Here is a 15,334-nt window from a genome sequence, read left to right as displayed (position 1 = left end):
GCCGCACAGCGCCGCACAGGAGACACCATGATCCCGATCCATCTGGATACCGGGGCGGCCCCCGCTCGCCCCCAGCACCCGGACACCCGCCCCAACCTCGATGAATTCCTGGTCGAGGACAAGGTCACGGGCGACTACCGGCTGCACCGCCGCGCGTTCACCGACGAGGCGCTGTTCGAACTCGAGATGAAACACATCTTCGAGGGCAACTGGATCTACCTGGCCCACGAGAGCCAGATCCCCAACAACAATGACTACTACACCACGCATATCGGGCGCCAGCCCGTGGTGATCGCGCGCAACCGCCAGGGCGAGCTGAACGCGTTCATCAACGCGTGCAGCCATCGCGGCGCCATGCTGTGCCGGCACAAGCGCGGCAACAAGGCCACCTACACCTGCCCGTTTCATGGCTGGACCTTCAACAACAGCGGCAAGCTGCTCAAGGTGAAGGACCCCGAGGACGCCGGCTACCCGGAGTGCTTCAACAAGGCCGGCTCCCACGACCTGAAGAAGGTGGCGCGCTTCGAGAACTACCGGGGCTTCCTGTTCGGCAGCCTCAATGACGATGTGCTGCCGCTGGCCGAGTTCCTGGGCGACGCCGCCCGCATCATCGACATGATTGCCGACCAGTCTCCCGAGGGGTTGGAGGTGCTGCGCGGCGCGTCCACCTACACCTTCGCCGGCAACTGGAAGCTCCAGGCCGAGAACGGGGCGGACGGCTACCACGTTTCCGCCGTGCACTGGAACTACGCGGCCACCACCAGCCACCGCAAGCAGCAGACCGAACGCGAGGACAACATCCGGGCGATGGATGCCGGCAAGTGGGGCCGCCAGGGCGGCGGCTTCTACGCCTTCGACCATGGCCACATGCTGCTGTGGTCGCGCTGGGCCAATCCGGAGGACCGCCCCAACTTCGCGCGCCGGGATGAATTCGCCGCGCGCTGCGGCCCCGAGACGGCCGACTGGATGATCGCCAACTCGCGCAACCTGTGCCTGTACCCCAACGTCTACCTGATGGACCAGTTCGGCTCCCAGATCCGGCTGCTGCGCCCGCTCTCGGTGGACAAGACCGAGGTGACGATCTACTGCATCGCCCCCAAGGGCGAGTCCGACGAAGCCCGCGCGCGCCGCATCCGCCAGTACGAGGACTTCTTCAACGTAAGCGGCATGGCCACGCCGGACGACCTGGAGGAGTTCCGCGCCTGCCAGCAGGGCTACGCGGGCCAGGCGCTGCCGTGGAACGACATGTGCCGGGGCGCGACGCACTGGATCGACGGCCCCGACGAGGCAGCCCGGCGCATCGGCCTGAACCCGGTGATGAGCGGCCTGCGCACCGAGGATGAGGGCCTGTACACGGTGCAGCACCGCTACTGGCTGGAGACCATGCAGCGCGCCACGGCGCAGGGAGACCCCGCATGAGCACCGCCATCGACCTTGCCGCCGTGACGGCCTTCCTTTACCGCGAGAGCCGCCTGCTGGACGACGAGCAGTGGGACGACTGGCTGGCCTGCTACCACCCCGAGGCGCGCTTCTGGATGCCGTGCTGGGACGACGACGGCCAGCTGATCACCGATCCACAGCGGGAAATCTCGTTGATTTACTACCCGGACCGGCAGGGGCTGGAGGACCGCGTGTTCCGCATCAAGACCGAGCGATCGAGCGCGACGATTCCGGACACGCGTACCAGCCATAACCTCAGCAATATCGAGATCGAACACGTGGACGGCGCCAAGGCCACCGTGCGCTTCAACTGGCACACGCTGGCCCACCGCTACCAGACCGATTTCAGCTACTTCGGCATGTCGCGCTACGTGATCGACTTCTCAGGCGATGCCCCCCGGGTGCAGGACAAGTACGTCGTGCTCAAGAACGACTACATCCACCAGGTCATCGACATCTACCACATCTGAATCACCATTCCGGGAGCCCAGGCCATGGAACACACAATTGCCCTGCAGTTCGAGGATGGCGTGACGCGCTTCATCCGCTGCGGCGAACAGGAAACGCTGTCTGACGCCGCCTATCGCCAGCAGATCAACATCCCGCTCGACTGCCGCGACGGCGCCTGCGGCACATGCCGGGGCCTGTGCGAATCCGGCGCCTACGACCTGCCGGCATCCAGCTATATCGAGGACGCCCTGACGCCCGAGGAAGCCGCCCAGGGCTACGTGCTGGCCTGCCAGACCCGGCCGCGCGGCGACTGCGTGATCCGCGTGGCGGCATCTTCGGCGGCGTGCAAGACCGGCGTGGCGCGCTTCGAGGGGGCGATTGCCAACGTGGCGCCCCTCTCCGACTCCACCATCGGCTTCGCCATCGACCTGGACGACCCGGCGGCGCTGAGCTTCCTGCCGGGCCAGTACGTCAATGTCGAGATTCCCGGCAGCGGCGCCACGCGCGCCTACTCGTTCAGTTCGGCGCCCGGGGCGGCGCGTGCAGCCTTCGTGGTGCGCAACGTGCCGGAGGGCCGCATGAGCGGCTACCTGTCCCGCGAGGCCAGCAGCGGCCAGCGCATGGCGTTCTCGGGCCCGTTCGGCAGCTTCTACCTGCGCCCGGTCACGCGGCCCGTGCTGTTCCTGGCCGGCGGCACCGGCATCGCACCGTTCCTGTCGATGCTCGACGTACTGGCCGGGACTGGCAGCCCACAGCCGGTACGCATGGTCTATGGCGTGACCCACGACATCGACCTCGTGGCCACCGACCAGCTCGACGCCGCCGCCGCGCGCATCGACGGCTTCACCTACCGCACCTGCGTGGCCCACGACGCCAGCAACCACCCGCGCAAGGGCTACGTCACCGCCCACGTGGACCCGGCCTGGCTCAACGGCGGCGACGTGGACATCTACCTGTGCGGGCCCGTGGCGATGGTGGACGCCGTACGCGGCTGGCTCAAGGACGCCGGCATCGAACCGGCGGGCTTCCACTACGAGAAGTTCTCGGCCAGCGTGGAGGCATGATGCGGCGCGCGCAACGATTCGCAGGCAGGACCATGCTGGTCACCGGCGCCGCGCAGGGCATCGGCCGGGGCGTGGCGCTGGCCGCCGCCGCGGAGGGCGCCCGGGTGATGCTGGCGGACCGCGCCCCGCTGGTGGAGGAGGTGGTGGCGGAGATCGCCGCCCAGGGCGGCACCGCGCGCGCGGTGCTGGCCGACCTGGAGCGCTATGCCGGCGCGCAAGCCATGGTGGCGGCCACCCGGGCGGCGTTCGGCCCGGTCGATATCCTGATCAACAACGTGGGCGGCACCATCTGGGCGAAACCGTATGAACACTATGCTGAAGACGAGATCGAGGCCGAGATCCGGCGGTCACTGTTTCCCACGCTGTGGGGTTGCCGCGCGGTGCTGCCGGACATGGTGGCGCGGCAGGCGGGCGTGATCGTCAATGTCTCGTCGATTGCCACGCGCAGCATCCACCGGGTGCCCTACGCGGCGGCCAAGGGCGGCGTGAACGCGCTGACGGCCAGCCTCGCCTTCGAGCATGCGGCGGACGGCATCCGCGTGAACGCCGTGGCAACGGGCGGCACCGAGGCGCCGCCGCGCAAGATCCCGCGCAACGCGGCGCCGCAGTCTGCTCAGGAAGCGGCGTGGTATCAGGCGATTGTCGACCAGACCCGGACGTCGAGCCTGATGCAGCGCTACGGCACCATCGATGAACAGGTGGCGGTGATCCTGTTCCTGGCCTCGGAAGAATCGTCCTATATGACAGGCACCGTCGTGCCGGTGGGCGGTGGGGATCTGGGGTAGTTGCCGGCCCCGGCCCTACCCGGCGGCGTGCAGCCGCGCCAGCAGCCGGCGGCCGGCGTCGATCGACGCCACGTCCGGCACCATCTGGTAGCGCACGATCATCCCCTCGATGCAAACCATGGCTTCCTCCGCCACGGCCTCGGGGTCACGCAGCCTCAGTTCGCGGGCCACGTTCGCCACGAATTCGGCGAGCGATTTCTTGTGTTCCACCGCGTGCCCGGCCAGCCGGGGGTCATCCCCGGCGCCACCGCCCGCCTCGGCCACCACGTTGATGAAGGCGCAGCCCCGGTAGTCGTCCGACTGGAACCACTCCGCCAGGGCATCGGCCAGCACATCGAGGTTCGGCCGTTCCTTCAGCCGGCGCCGCACGGCGGCCTCGAACCACGCCATCCAGTTGTCATGCCGGCGGGCCAGGAAGGCCGAGATCAGGTCGTTCTTCGACGCAAAGTGCCGATATAACGACATTTTCGCCACGCCGGACTCGGCAATGATCTTGTCGATGCCGGTGGCACGATAGCCGTCGCGGTAGAACAGCCGCGCGGCGGTGTCGAGAATGCGGTCGCGGGCGGAGGGAGTGGCCATGGCGGTGCGGAGGTCAGGTGCGGAAGTCAGGTGCGGATGGCCACCATTATAGAAGACAGACCTGTCTACAACCTGCCGATTACCCAAACCCCTTACGCCACTCACAGCACCACGAAGGCGAACCACAGCACCACCGGCGCAATGATCGTGACCAGCGCGCCGTAGACCATCAGCTTGCGGAAGAAGGCCTGCCGGTCCACGCCCTGGGCGTTGGCGAGCACCAGCGCGCCGTTGGTCGAGAACGGGCTCACATCGACGATGGTCGACGACACGGCCATCGCGGCGATAAAGCCGATGGCGCTCACATCGGAGCCCTGCTGCAGGAACGGCACCGCGAGCGGGATCAGCGACCCCAGCACGGCCGTGGAGGACGCGAACGCCGATACCACGGCGCCCACGAAGCACAGCAGCAGCGCAGCCATCAGCGGCGAGGTCAGGTTCGCCACGCTGTAGCCGACGAAGTCGATCGTGCCCATCTTGTCCATCACGCCAACGAAGGTGCTGACGCCGACGATCAGCATGATCTCGGGCCAGGAGACCTGGCCCAGCGCCCGCTTCTGCAACTCCGGGGCAATCAGCGTGAGCGCCAGCGCGATGGTCAGCGAGACGAAGCCGATATCGAGCTTGAAATAGAGCGTCAGCACGGCCAGCGCCACCAGGCCGGCCACCGTCAGGTACTGGTAGAAGCCGGCCGGGGTCTCGGGGCTGCTGGCCGCGCTGCCGGCGGCATCGTTGCCACCCTCCAGCATCGATCCCCGGTCGCGCGTCATGGTCTTGTGCTCCTCCGTGCCCGCCTCGGCCTCGGCATCGCCATAGATCTGCGCGCCCTGTGCCGCCACCGTGTAGGCGCCGAAGGGATGCGGCATGGCCAGCGTGCCGCCGGCCGCCTGCGGTGCTGCCGCGGGCTGGGTCGATGTTGCCGACTGGCGCATCAGCCGCAGGCCGCCAAAGGCCACGAACAGCCCCGCCGCCACGGCAAGATTGACGCCGAAGCTGGCGAAGGCCGTCGCCATCTCGCTCAGCGGCAGCCCGGCCTTCTGCACGATCTTGTTGGTGATGCCGCCATAGATGCTGATCGGCGAGAAGCCGCCACCCTGCGCGCCATGGATCACCATCAGCCCCATCAGCAGCGGGTTGATGCCATAGCGCGCGGCAAAACCCAGCGCAATCGGCGCGATGATCGCCACCGCGGCCGGGCTGACTGCGCCAACCGAGGTCAGCAAGGCCGCGATCAGGAACATGATCCACGGAATCGCCGCGATCCGGCCGCCCACGGCGCGCACCGCCAGCCGCACCAGCCAGTCGATGGTGCCGTTGTTCTGCGCCACGGCGAACAGGTAGGTAATGCCGACCAGCGTCAGGAACAGGTCGGCCGGAAAGCCGGCGAGGATGGCCTTGGCCGGCATGGCGGCCACCCAGGTGCCCACCAGGAACGCGCCGACGAAAGCGAGCGCCCCCATGTTGACCGGCAGGACCGTGGCGACGACGAACATCAGTCCCAGGACTGAGATGGCAATCAAATGTTGCGACATAGCGGCTCCATCGCGGCAGGCACGCATCGGCGCACCCCGCTTGGTGGGAAAGGCATGGAAATGGCATCGGCAGGACTGCCGGGGGGATTCGCCGCTAAGGCAAACGCTGGCGGGGGCTGGCGGTCACGAGTTGTCTCCGGGTGGATGGGGTCGCGTCCGGAACACTTCCGCCCGGCGCGCCGCTGATCTGGTTGTGATCCCACAATACGGCGCCGGGCGGCAGGCATCAATTAAGGTACTGGTCCAATCCTTACGCTAACCGGAACAGCGCTCGGGGAGATCCCCGCATCACAAAGCGCGTGTAGGCGCCGGGAGGATTGCGGCCCCCCCGCTGGCGAGAGAGAATCAATCGGCCAATCCCCTGCCGGCCAACCTTCAGGAGCACGCGATGGACCTGTCCTTCCACCATTTCTCCGACCTGTTCGCACAGCTCGGCCTGCCCGCCGAAGAGGCCGATATCCGCGCCTTCATCACCTCGCATTCCCCGCTCGCCGAGGACCTCGAACTCTGGGAGGCACCGTTCTGGACGCCCGCCCAGGCGACGCTGCTGCGCGACGAGTACATGGAAGACGCGGACTGGGCGGAGATGGTGGACCAGTTGAATCTGGCATTGCGGGGGGCGCCGGTCCCGGGGGCTTGAGTCGAGCGCCTGAAGGCGGCCGGCGGCCGGTATATCATCGGCCCTTCCGCAACACCTCCGGCCCCCTCACGATGTTCCAGCTTTCCGACGATCTCTGCGCCGCCCCGAAGTCCGACCAGTACGCCACGCTGGTGGACATGGCGCGCGGGCTTCTTGCCGATGAGCGCGACCTGATCGCCAATGCCGCGAATTTCTCGGCACTGGTCTACCACTCGCTGGCCGACCTGAACTGGGCCGGTTTCTATTTCTACGATGGCACCGAACTGGTGGTGGGCCCCTTCCAGGGCAAGCCGGCCTGCGTACGCATCGCCATCGGGCGCGGTGTCTGCGGCACGGCGGCGCAGACGCGCGCCACGCAGCTGGTGCGCGATGTCCACGCCTTCCCCGGTCATATTGCCTGCGATGCGGCCTCGCGCTCGGAAATCGTGGTGCCGCTGGTCGCACCCGATGGCACGCTGATTGGCGTGTGGGACGTCGACAGCCCCCGCGAAGCCCGCTTCGACGAAGCGGACCAGGCGGGCATGGAAGCGCTGTGCGCGCTGTTCGTCGAGCTCGCCTGGGCGCGCCGTATCGAGGGCTGAACACCCGATCACATCAACGGCGCGCCCTGGCGGCGGGCGTTACCTTACGCCAGCCGCTTCAACAAGGCCGCCGCCCCTGCCGCCGAGGACGCCGGGTTCTGGCCCGTGATGAGCAGACCATCCTCGACCACGTAGGGTGCCCAGTCATCCCCCCTGGAATAGAGGCCGCCCTTGGCTTTCAGTTCGTCCTCCACCAGGAACGGCACCACCTGCGTCAGCCCCACGGCGGCTTCCTCGGTGTTGGTGAAGCCCGTGACCTTCTTGCCCTGCACCAGCGGCTTGCCGTCCGGCGTCACCACATGCCGCAGCACGCCCGGCGCATGGCAGACCAGTGCCACGGGCTTGCCGGCGGCAATGAACGACTCGATCAGCGCGATCGAGTGCTTGTCTTCGGCCAGATCCCACATCGGGCCATGGCCGCCCGGATAGAACACCGTATCGAAGTCCGCCTGCGAGACGGAATCCAGCCGCACGGTGGCGGCAAGCTGCGCCTTGGCGGCAGCGTCGGCTTCGAACCGATGCGTGAGTTCCGTCTGGAAATCCGGCTCGTTGCTCTTGGGGTCCAGTGGCGGCTGGCCACCCTTGGGCGAGGCCAGGACGATTTCAGCGCCCGCATCCTTGAAGGCGTAATACGGTGCGGCCAGCTCTTCAAGCCAGAAACCCGTCTTGCGGCCGGTATTGCCGAGTTGGTCATGCGAGGTCAGGACCATCAGGATCTTCATCATGTTTCTCCGTTTAGCGAAAGTGGGGGTCTACCTGTCGGCCGGCTGGTTCACCTGGCCGGTGTATCGGGCGAGATGAATTTCGACATCGGGCGCTTCCTGCAGCCCCAGCTCCATGAGCCGGCCGATATTCCGCTGGGCGGCGGGCCGCTGGACGGAGGCGATGAATCGATCCCACTCCGCTGCGATGTCCTCATCCGGCGGCAGGCTGGCCACATCGACCAGATGCTTGATTTCGGAGATGGAGGTCTTGTCGAACGACGCTATGCGCCGCGCCAGTCCATCGACGAAGGCATCCAGTTCGGCATCTGGCAGCGCGCGATTCACGTAGCCGTATTGCTCGGCCAGCGCGCCGTCGATATCGGCGCCACTGAGCAGCACCTCCAGCGCCCGCCCCCGCCCCATCAGCCGTGGCAGGCGCGCCATGGGCCCGCCTCCGGGCACAAAACCCGCGCCGATCTCGAACTGCGAGAGCACCGCCTTCTCCCGGCTGGCAAACCGCATGTCACAGGCCAGCGCCAGTTCGCTGCCCACGCCCGTGGCACGCCCGCGGATCGACGCGATGGACACCACCGGGGCCCGGCTCAGGCGGACCAGCATGTCGGGCAACGGTGGCATGCCGGTCGGCCCGGGCGCCATGCTGGTGGTGACCTCGAGCGGCGGCACGAAATCGTAGTGGGTCAGGAAGAAGCCCGGCACGGCACTATCGAACACCACCACCTTCAGGTCCGCAGCGCTTTCGAGCTCGGTCATGACCTGGTTCAGCTGCGGCATGGATTCCGGACCATAGATATTGAATGGCGGATGGTCGACCGTGACACGCCAGTAGGCCGGCGTTACGCGCGTGATGTGGAATTGCTGCGTCATCGTTGCACCCTGAGTCGATGCCTGATCCTCGAAGCCATTCCCGGTACGGGCCAGGCAGGATGCCGGGTGGCGCTCGCACCTGTCGTAGCGCCACCCCTTGGCGGCTCTCGCGCGTGAAGAGCCAGATGATTATAGGAAGCGATTTTCGGTATGCCAGCGGATCCACCAACGCACCCTTCAGGTGCAAAGCCAGTGCGCTGGGTCGGGCAGGTATGCCACAGACTGAAGGACCGAAGGGGTGTGCTGTCGGATCGCAAATATGCCCAATACATCACCTGATCATACTATTCCCCAATGGCGCCGCAGCGGCGTCGGCGTATCTTCACGCGATACCTGCGTCCGCAGGAATGCGCTACATGATGCTTCGGGGTGATGGGTAACGGACTGCAGATCTTGTGGGACGACGGCGAGCGTGTCTTCTATCGAGGACGGCGCCCGGACGAGACCGGCGGCGATTTCCTGCTGGCGCGGCCCGCTGCGGAACAACCATCGCCGGCCAGCCTGGACCGCCTTGGCCACGAATATCGCCTGAAGGACGAACTGGACAGCGCCTGGGCAATCCGGCCGCTGGAACTGGTGCGAGAGGCCGGCCAGACTGTGCTGGTGCTCGAGGATCCGGATGGCGAGCCGCTCTCGCGCCTGCTCGGCGCGCCAATGGAGATCGGGGCATTCCTGCGCCACGCGGTGCGCATCGCCAACGCGCTGTGCGGGCTCCACCAGCGCGGGCTGCTTCACAAGGACCTGAAGCCGACCCATATCGTCGTGAACTGCGCCGACGGGCAGGCACGGCTCACCGGCTTCGGCCTGGCCTCGCGCCTGCCGCGCGAGCGCCAGGCGCCCAAGCCGCCCGAGACCATCGCCGGCACGCTGGCCTACATGGCACCCGAGCAGACCGGGCGGATGAACCGGTCGATCGATTCGCGCAGCGACCTCTACGCGTTCGGCGTCACGCTCTACCAGATGCTGACCGGCGCGCTGCCGTTCACCGCCACGGACCCGATGGAGTGGATACACTGCCACATCGCCAAGATGCCGGTGTCGCCGCGCGCGCGGCAGGAAACCGTACCGGCGACGATTTCTCGCATCGTCATGAAGCTGCTCGCCAAGACGGCCGAGGAGCGCTACCAGACCGCCGTCGGGCTGGAGTACGACCTGCGCCGCTGCCTGGAAGACTGGGAGCGCCAGCGCCGCATCGAGGACTTCCCGCTCGACGCGCACGGCACGCACGACCGCCTGCTGATTCCCGAGAAGCTGTACGGGCGCGAGCACGAAGTGCGCACCCTGATCGACGCGTTCAACCGGGTGGTCGGCACCGGCACGCCAGAACTGGTGCTGGTGTCCGGCTACTCCGGCATCGGCAAATCCTCCGTCGTCAACGAGTTGCACCGGGCGCTGGTGCCGCCGCGCGCGCTGTTCGCGTCTGGCAAGTTCGACCAGTACAAGCGCGATATTCCGTACGCCACGCTGGTGCAGGCCTTCCAGGGCCTGGTGCGGATGCTGCTCGGCAAGTCCGACGCGGAGCTGGAGCGCTGGCGCAGCGCCCTGCTGGCAGCGCTCGGGCCGAATGCGGGGCTGATGACCGATCTCATTCCCGAGCTGAAGCTCATCATCGGCGAGCCGCCTCCGGTACCCGAGCTTGAGCCGCAGCAGGCGCAACGCCGCTTCCTGCTGGTATTCCGCGCGTTTATCGGCGCATTCGCCCGCCCGGAACACCCGCTCGCGTTGTTTCTGGACGATCTGCAATGGCTGGACGCAGCCACACTGGACCTGATCGAAGACCTGCTGACGCACGCGGACCTGCGCTACCTGCTGCTGGTGGGTGCGTATCGCGACAACGAGGTTAGTGCCGCCCATCCGCTGACGGGCAAGCTGCAGGCCATCCGCAACGCGGGCGCGCGGGTCGATGACATCCAGCTGGCGCCCCTTGCCAGCGCGCATATCAGTCAGTTGCTCGCGGAGGCGCTGCATGGCGAGCCGGCACGGATCGAGCCCCTGGCACAACTGGTGCATGAAAAGACCGCCGGCAATCCGTTCTTCGTGATCCGGTTCCTGCACGCGCTGGTCGACGAAGACCTGCTCACCCCGGACCACGCCACGCAGCAATGGCGCTGGGACCCGGCGCGCATCCACGCCAAGGGCTACACCGACAACGTCGTGGCCCTGTTGGTCGGCAAGCTGGCCAAGCTGCCGGCGCCGACGCAGCAGGCGCTGCAGCAGCTATCCTGCCTCGGCAACGCTGCCGAGATAACGACGCTTGCGGCGGTGCTCGGCATGCCCGAGGTGCAGATCCACACAGTACTGTGGGAGGCGATTCGCCAGGAACTGGTGATCCGGCAGGAAACCACCTATGCGTTTGTGCACGACCGCGTGCATGAAGCCGCCTACACGCTGATACCCGAGGCCCTGCGCAGCGAGGCACATTTGCGGATCGGCCGGCTGCTGGCCGCCCGCACGCCGCCGGCGCAACGCGACGAGGCGATCTTCGAAATCGTCGGCCACCTCAATCGCGGCGCCGCACTGATCACGGCGTGCGCCGAACGCGAGCAGCTGGCCGAATTCAACCTGCTTGCAGGCCAGCGCGCCAAGGCGTCCACCGCGTATGCCTCCGCAGTGGCGTATCTCGGCGCCGGCGCCGGCCTGCTGCAGGACGACGGCTGGCAACACCACTATGACCTGATGTTTGCGCTGGAGTCGAACCGGGCCCAGTGTGAATTCCTGATCGGCCAGCTGACCGCCGCCGAAACGCGCTTCATGACATTGGCCGAGCGCGCCGTGAACTTGGTCGAACGTCTGGAGATCGCCTGCTGGCAGATGGATCTGTACCTGATTCTCGGCCAGGGCGACCGCGCGGTCGCGGATTGCCTCGCCCTGCTCCGTCAGGTGGGCATCGAATGGTCGCCCCAGCCGGATGAGGTCGCGGTACGTCACGAATACGCGCGCATCTGGTCGCTGCTCGGGGACCGGCCGATCGAGACCCTGATCGATCTTCCGCCGATGGAAGACCCGGTCGCCCTCGCCACGATCCAGGCGCTGGCCAAGCTTTCCTCGCCCGCCCTGCATACGGCCCGCAAGGATGGCAACCTGGCCTGGCTGACGATCTGCAAGGCGATCAGCCTCAGCCTTGAGCACGGCAACACCGATGCCTCGTGCGTGGCCTATACCAACTTCGCCAGGGTTACCGGGCGGATTTTCGGAGACTATCAGGCGGGATTCCGGTTCGGGGAACTCGGCTGCCAGCTCGTCGAGCGACGCGGCCTCAAGCGCTACGAAGCACGCACCTACCTGTCGTTCTCCGTGTTTGTTGCACGCTGGTCGCAACCGGTGCGCACGTGCGGCGAGCAACTTCAGCGTGCGTTCGACGCGGCGAACCGCGTCGGCGATATTCCGTCCGGCGCATTCACGCGCAACAACCTGCTGTCGGACCTGCTTTTTGCCGGTGAGCCCCTGCCCGCGCTACAGAGCGAAGCCGAACGCGGCCTGGCGTATGCCAGGCAGGTGCGCTTCGGCATTGCCATCGGCTTCAGCGAGACCCAGTTGGCGCTGATCCACATGCTGCGCGGCATGACCCCGACCTTCGGCTGCCTCGATGGCGAACACTTCAACGAAAGCCGCATCGAACAGGGCTTATCGACAGCGTCTCCGGTCTTCGCCTGCTGGTACTGGATCCGGAAACTCCAGGCGCGCTATCTCGCCGGCGACTACGCAGCGGCGATGGAGGCCGCCGCCCATGCCAAGGCGCGGCTCTGGAGCTCGCACGCGTTCCTCGAGGAAGCCGAGTACTACCTCTACGGCGCGCTGGCCCGGGCTGACCTCTGCGGCACGCTCCCGGCCGGCGACCGACCGCCGCATCTGGACATCCTGGCCGACCATCATCGTGAACTGCGGGTCTGGGCGGATCTCTGCCCCCAGAACTTCGCCTGCCACGCCGCGCTCGTGGCCGCGGAGATCGCCCGCGTCGAGGGCCGCGACATCGATGCGGAACACCGCTACGAGGAGGCCATCCGCACCGCGCGCGACGACGGCTTCCTCAACATCGAAGCCCTGGCGAACGAACTCGCGGCCCGTTTCTACGCGACGCGCGGCTTTGAGAAGATCGCGCGGGCGTATCTGCGGGACGCCCACTACGGCTACCTGCGCTGGGGGGCGAATGGGAAGGCCCGCCAGCTCGAGGCGCAGCATCCGCATCTGCGTTCGGAGGCGGCCACGCCCGGCGCGACGAACACGATGGCCACCCCGGTCGACCAGCTGGATCTCGCCACCGTGATCAAGGTGACGCAGGCCGCCTCGGGCGAGATCGTGCTGGAAAAGCTGATCGACATGATCCTGCGCACCGCCATCGAACAAGCCGGGGCGGAACGCGGCCTGTTGATCCTGTCAGACGGCAGCGCACAGCGGATTGCCGCGGAAGCCACCAGCGACGCAACCCGCCTGCATCCGCACAATGTGCCGGTCAGCGCGGCGATCCTGCCGGCGTCCGTGCTCAACCACGTGATGCGCACGCGGGAGCCCCTCTTTCTGGACGACGCTGCGGCCGAACCGCCCCATGCCGCCGACCCTTACATCCGTCAGCATCGCGCCCGCTCCATCCTCTGCGTGCCGCTGATGACCCAGGCCAAGCTCACGGGCGCGCTCTACCTCGAGAACAATCTGGCGGCACGGGTATTCAGTCCGTCGCGCATCGCGGTGTTGCGGCTGGTGGCCTCCCAGGCCGCGATCTCGCTGGAGAACGCGCGCCTGTATCGCGACGTTGCCGAGCGCGAGGCCAGGATCCGGCGGCTGGTGGAGGCCAATATCATCGGCATCGCCGTCTGGCGCGCCGATGGAGAGATCCTGGAAGCCAACGACGCGTTTCTTCGCATGGTGGGATACGAGCGGACGGATCTGGTCTCGGGCCACGTCCGCTGGCGGGACCTGACGCCGCCGGACATGCAGCAGGACATCGATCGAGCCGCAGCAACGCTGATCCAGACGGGGCGCGTGCCGCCGCTGGAGACGGAATACCTCTGCAAGGACGGCAGCCGGGTACCGGTCATCGTCGGCCTGGCGACGTTCGAACCCGGCGGGCGGGATGGCGTCGCCTTCGTGCTGGACCTGACCGAGCAGAAGCAGGCCGAAGACAGGGTGCGCGAGAGCGAACGGCGCTATCGCGAGGTGCAGACGGAACTGGCGCACGCCAACCGCGTGGCCACCATGGGGCAGCTCGCAGCCTCCATCGCGCATGAAGTGAATCAACCGATTGCCGCGACAGTGACCAACGCCCAGGCCGCGACGCGCTGGCTCAACCTGCCGCGCCCCAATCTCGACGAAGTCCGGCTCGCGCTGGAGCGCATCGTCAAGGATGCCAATCGCGCGGCCGATGTGCTGGGCCGGATTCGGCAAATGATCAGGAAGGCGCCGCCCGGCAAGGAACGGGTAGACATCAACGCCGCCATCCGCGAGGTGGTCGCGCTCACCGGCGGCGAAGCGAGGAAGAGCCACGCCCGGGTGGAGATGCAGCTTGCGCGCGACCTGCCCGCCATCGAGGGCGAGCGCGTGGCGTTGCAACAGGTGCTGCTCAACCTGATCGTCAATGCGATCGAGGCCATGCTTGGCGTCAGCGAGGCCGAACGGCATCTGCTGATCGCCACGAGCCATACGGCCGAAGACTGTGTCCTCGTTACCGTGCGGGATTCCGGCCCGGGCTTCGGCAGCCTGGACCCTGCCGGCATATTTGCGCCCTTCTATACCACCAAGCCCTCGGGCCTGGGCATGGGGTTGTCCATCTGCCAATCGATCATCGACGCGCATGGCGGCCGGCTATGGGCCAGCGAGCACGCACCGCGCGGCGCCCTTATCCAGTTCACGGTGCCCGTGCAGTCTGGAGCGTCGCGAACGCCCAGCCTTCAGGATCCGCCGAACCAGTTGTAGCCCTGATCCACCCAATACCCGCCCGGGTAGGTGTTGGTCACGAACAGCTCCATGATGTGCTTGGGGTTCTTGTAGCCCAGCTTGGTTGGCATGCGGAGCTTCATGGGGAAGCCGTACCTGGGCGGCAGGCGCTCGCCATCGTAGGTAAAGGTCAACAAGGTCTGCGGATGCAGCGCGGTGGCCATGTCGATGCTTTCGTAGTAGTCGTCGGCGCACTTGAATCCCACGTACTTCGCCGTGGTATCGGCGCCAATCCGCTGGAGAAAGCCGGCGAACGGCGTACCGCCCCAGCGACCGACGGCGCTCCAGCCTTCCACGCAGATATGCCGGGTGATCTGCTCCGCGTGAGGCAGGGCGTAGAGGGCATCCAGCGTCCAGCTCCGCTTGTCCTGCACCAGCCCGCCCACCTTGAGCCGGAAGTCGTCGCCGTTCACCACGGTCACTTCGTCGATGCCATAGAACGCGTTGAACGGAAATGGGCGCGTCATCTCCGCGGCGGTGTAGGTGGGTGCGAGCCGGTTCGGATCGAACAGCCACGCCTGCACCTTGTCATTCATGCGGGAGACACGGCTCAGGAAGGTCTCGACCGAGGCCTCGTCGCGCAGACTGCACCCTGTGAGCATGGCCAGCCCCCCCAGCGTGAGAATGCGCTTGCCGAACAGGCGCCGGGCGGGCGCATCGAGTTCCCGGCGCACATCGATGATCAGCGACTAGCGATCGACAGCCAGGCGCCGGGGAGGTTTCGGGTTCACGGTTCAGCTCCA

12 protein-coding genes are annotated in these 15,334 nt (G+C 66.9%); 7 read left to right on the top strand and 5 right to left on the bottom strand.

All coding sequences use genetic code 11. The annotated features are described in order from the left end of the window. Positions 1–27 precede the first annotated feature (27 nt). From benA to AB4120_RS10205, 4 genes are read left to right on the top strand one after another with little or no spacing between them, the layout of a single operon-like run. Entirely contained in the window at positions 28–1,419 is a 1,392-nt protein-coding gene (gene benA / locus AB4120_RS10220; RefSeq protein WP_441642199.1) for a benzoate 1,2-dioxygenase large subunit, read from the top strand. Then, complete coding sequence (benB, locus tag AB4120_RS10215; protein ID WP_441642198.1) at positions 1,416–1,910, top strand: benzoate 1,2-dioxygenase small subunit; 495 nt, start codon at positions 1,416–1,418, stop codon at positions 1,908–1,910. Before benA ends, benB begins: the two co-directional genes overlap by 4 nt. A 24-nt stretch (positions 1,911–1,934) precedes the next feature. Further along, complete coding sequence (gene benC, locus AB4120_RS10210; RefSeq protein ID WP_149138009.1) at positions 1,935–2,954, top strand: benzoate 1,2-dioxygenase electron transfer component BenC; 1,020 nt, start codon at positions 1,935–1,937, stop codon at positions 2,952–2,954. Then, the gene (locus tag AB4120_RS10205) at positions 2,954–3,739 is read left to right on the top strand and encodes a 1,6-dihydroxycyclohexa-2,4-diene-1-carboxylate dehydrogenase (protein ID WP_149139283.1); all 786 of its coding nucleotides are present in this window, start codon (positions 2,954–2,956) and stop codon (positions 3,737–3,739) included. The genes benC and AB4120_RS10205 overlap by 1 nt, the downstream gene beginning before the upstream one ends. Positions 3,740–3,754: 15 nt before the next feature. On the opposite strand, the gene AB4120_RS10200 is transcribed toward AB4120_RS10205, so the two are convergent. Both AB4120_RS10200 and AB4120_RS10195 read right to left on the bottom strand, forming a co-directional pair. Continuing rightward, entirely contained in the window at positions 3,755–4,321 is a 567-nt protein-coding gene (locus AB4120_RS10200; protein ID WP_144196561.1) for a TetR/AcrR family transcriptional regulator, read from the bottom strand. A 101-nt stretch (positions 4,322–4,422) separates the two neighbouring features. Further along, the gene (locus tag AB4120_RS10195; protein ID WP_441642197.1) at positions 4,423–5,853 is read right to left on the bottom strand and encodes an SLC13 family permease; all 1,431 of its coding nucleotides are present in this window, start codon (positions 5,851–5,853) and stop codon (positions 4,423–4,425) included. A gap of 388 nt (positions 5,854–6,241) precedes the next feature. Between AB4120_RS10195 and AB4120_RS10190 the strand changes: the two genes are divergently transcribed. Further along, positions 6,242–6,493 (top strand): DUF2789 domain-containing protein, encoded by a 252-nt coding sequence (locus tag AB4120_RS10190; protein ID WP_149138011.1) that lies wholly within the window; start codon positions 6,242–6,244, stop codon positions 6,491–6,493. 71 nt (positions 6,494–6,564) lie between these two features. Further along, positions 6,565–7,074, top strand: a complete 510-nt coding sequence (locus AB4120_RS10185; protein WP_441642196.1) for a GAF domain-containing protein — start codon at positions 6,565–6,567, stop codon at positions 7,072–7,074. Between the two features lie 44 nt (positions 7,075–7,118). Here the strand turns inward: AB4120_RS10185 and AB4120_RS10180 are convergent, their stop codons facing one another. Both AB4120_RS10180 and AB4120_RS10175 read right to left on the bottom strand, forming a co-directional pair. After that, positions 7,119–7,796 (bottom strand): type 1 glutamine amidotransferase domain-containing protein, encoded by a 678-nt coding sequence (locus AB4120_RS10180; protein ID WP_441642206.1) that lies wholly within the window; start codon positions 7,794–7,796, stop codon positions 7,119–7,121. A gap of 30 nt (positions 7,797–7,826) precedes the next feature. Then, the gene (locus tag AB4120_RS10175; protein ID WP_441642195.1) at positions 7,827–8,663 is read right to left on the bottom strand and encodes an enoyl-CoA hydratase/isomerase family protein; all 837 of its coding nucleotides are present in this window, start codon (positions 8,661–8,663) and stop codon (positions 7,827–7,829) included. Between the two features lie 372 nt (positions 8,664–9,035). Between AB4120_RS10175 and AB4120_RS10170 the strand changes: the two genes are divergently transcribed. Beyond that, positions 9,036–14,570, top strand: coding sequence for a trifunctional serine/threonine-protein kinase/ATP-binding protein/sensor histidine kinase (locus tag AB4120_RS10170; RefSeq protein ID WP_441642194.1), 5,535 nt, complete (start codon positions 9,036–9,038; stop codon positions 14,568–14,570). Here the strand turns inward: AB4120_RS10170 and AB4120_RS10165 are convergent. Then, positions 14,546–15,277: a molybdopterin-dependent oxidoreductase gene (locus AB4120_RS10165; RefSeq protein WP_262389885.1), complete on the bottom strand. Its 732-nt coding sequence runs from the start codon at positions 15,275–15,277 to the stop codon at positions 14,546–14,548. The two genes, AB4120_RS10170 and AB4120_RS10165, sit on opposite strands and share 25 nt — an antisense overlap. Positions 15,278–15,334: the final 57 nt, after the last annotated feature.

The organism is Cupriavidus sp. 2KB_3, assembly GCF_052115685.1.
In the GTDB taxonomy this organism is placed as follows: domain Bacteria; phylum Pseudomonadota; class Gammaproteobacteria; order Burkholderiales; family Burkholderiaceae; genus Cupriavidus; species Cupriavidus campinensis.
Note: the sequence above shows the minus strand (reverse complement) of the source record. Positions and strands in the feature narration are given on the sequence as shown.

Coding starts and splice junctions, on each gene's coding strand:
- benA (WP_441642199.1), top strand. CDS start 28: ATGATCCCGATCCATCTGGATACCGGGGCGGCCCCCGCTCGCCCCCAG.
- benB (WP_441642198.1), top strand. CDS start 1,416: ATGAGCACCGCCATCGACCTTGCCGCCGTGACGGCCTTCCTTTACCGC.
- benC (WP_149138009.1), top strand. CDS start 1,935: ATGGAACACACAATTGCCCTGCAGTTCGAGGATGGCGTGACGCGCTTC.
- AB4120_RS10205 (WP_149139283.1), top strand. CDS start 2,954: ATGCGGCGCGCGCAACGATTCGCAGGCAGGACCATGCTGGTCACCGGC.
- AB4120_RS10200 (WP_144196561.1), bottom strand. CDS start 4,321: ATGGCCACTCCCTCCGCCCGCGACCGCATTCTCGACACCGCCGCGCGG.
- AB4120_RS10195 (WP_441642197.1), bottom strand. CDS start 5,853: ATGTCGCAACATTTGATTGCCATCTCAGTCCTGGGACTGATGTTCGTC.
- AB4120_RS10190 (WP_149138011.1), top strand. CDS start 6,242: ATGGACCTGTCCTTCCACCATTTCTCCGACCTGTTCGCACAGCTCGGC.
- AB4120_RS10185 (WP_441642196.1), top strand. CDS start 6,565: ATGTTCCAGCTTTCCGACGATCTCTGCGCCGCCCCGAAGTCCGACCAG.
- AB4120_RS10180 (WP_441642206.1), bottom strand. CDS start 7,796: ATGAAGATCCTGATGGTCCTGACCTCGCATGACCAACTCGGCAATACC.
- AB4120_RS10175 (WP_441642195.1), bottom strand. CDS start 8,663: ATGACGCAGCAATTCCACATCACGCGCGTAACGCCGGCCTACTGGCGT.
- AB4120_RS10170 (WP_441642194.1), top strand. CDS start 9,036: ATGGGTAACGGACTGCAGATCTTGTGGGACGACGGCGAGCGTGTCTTC.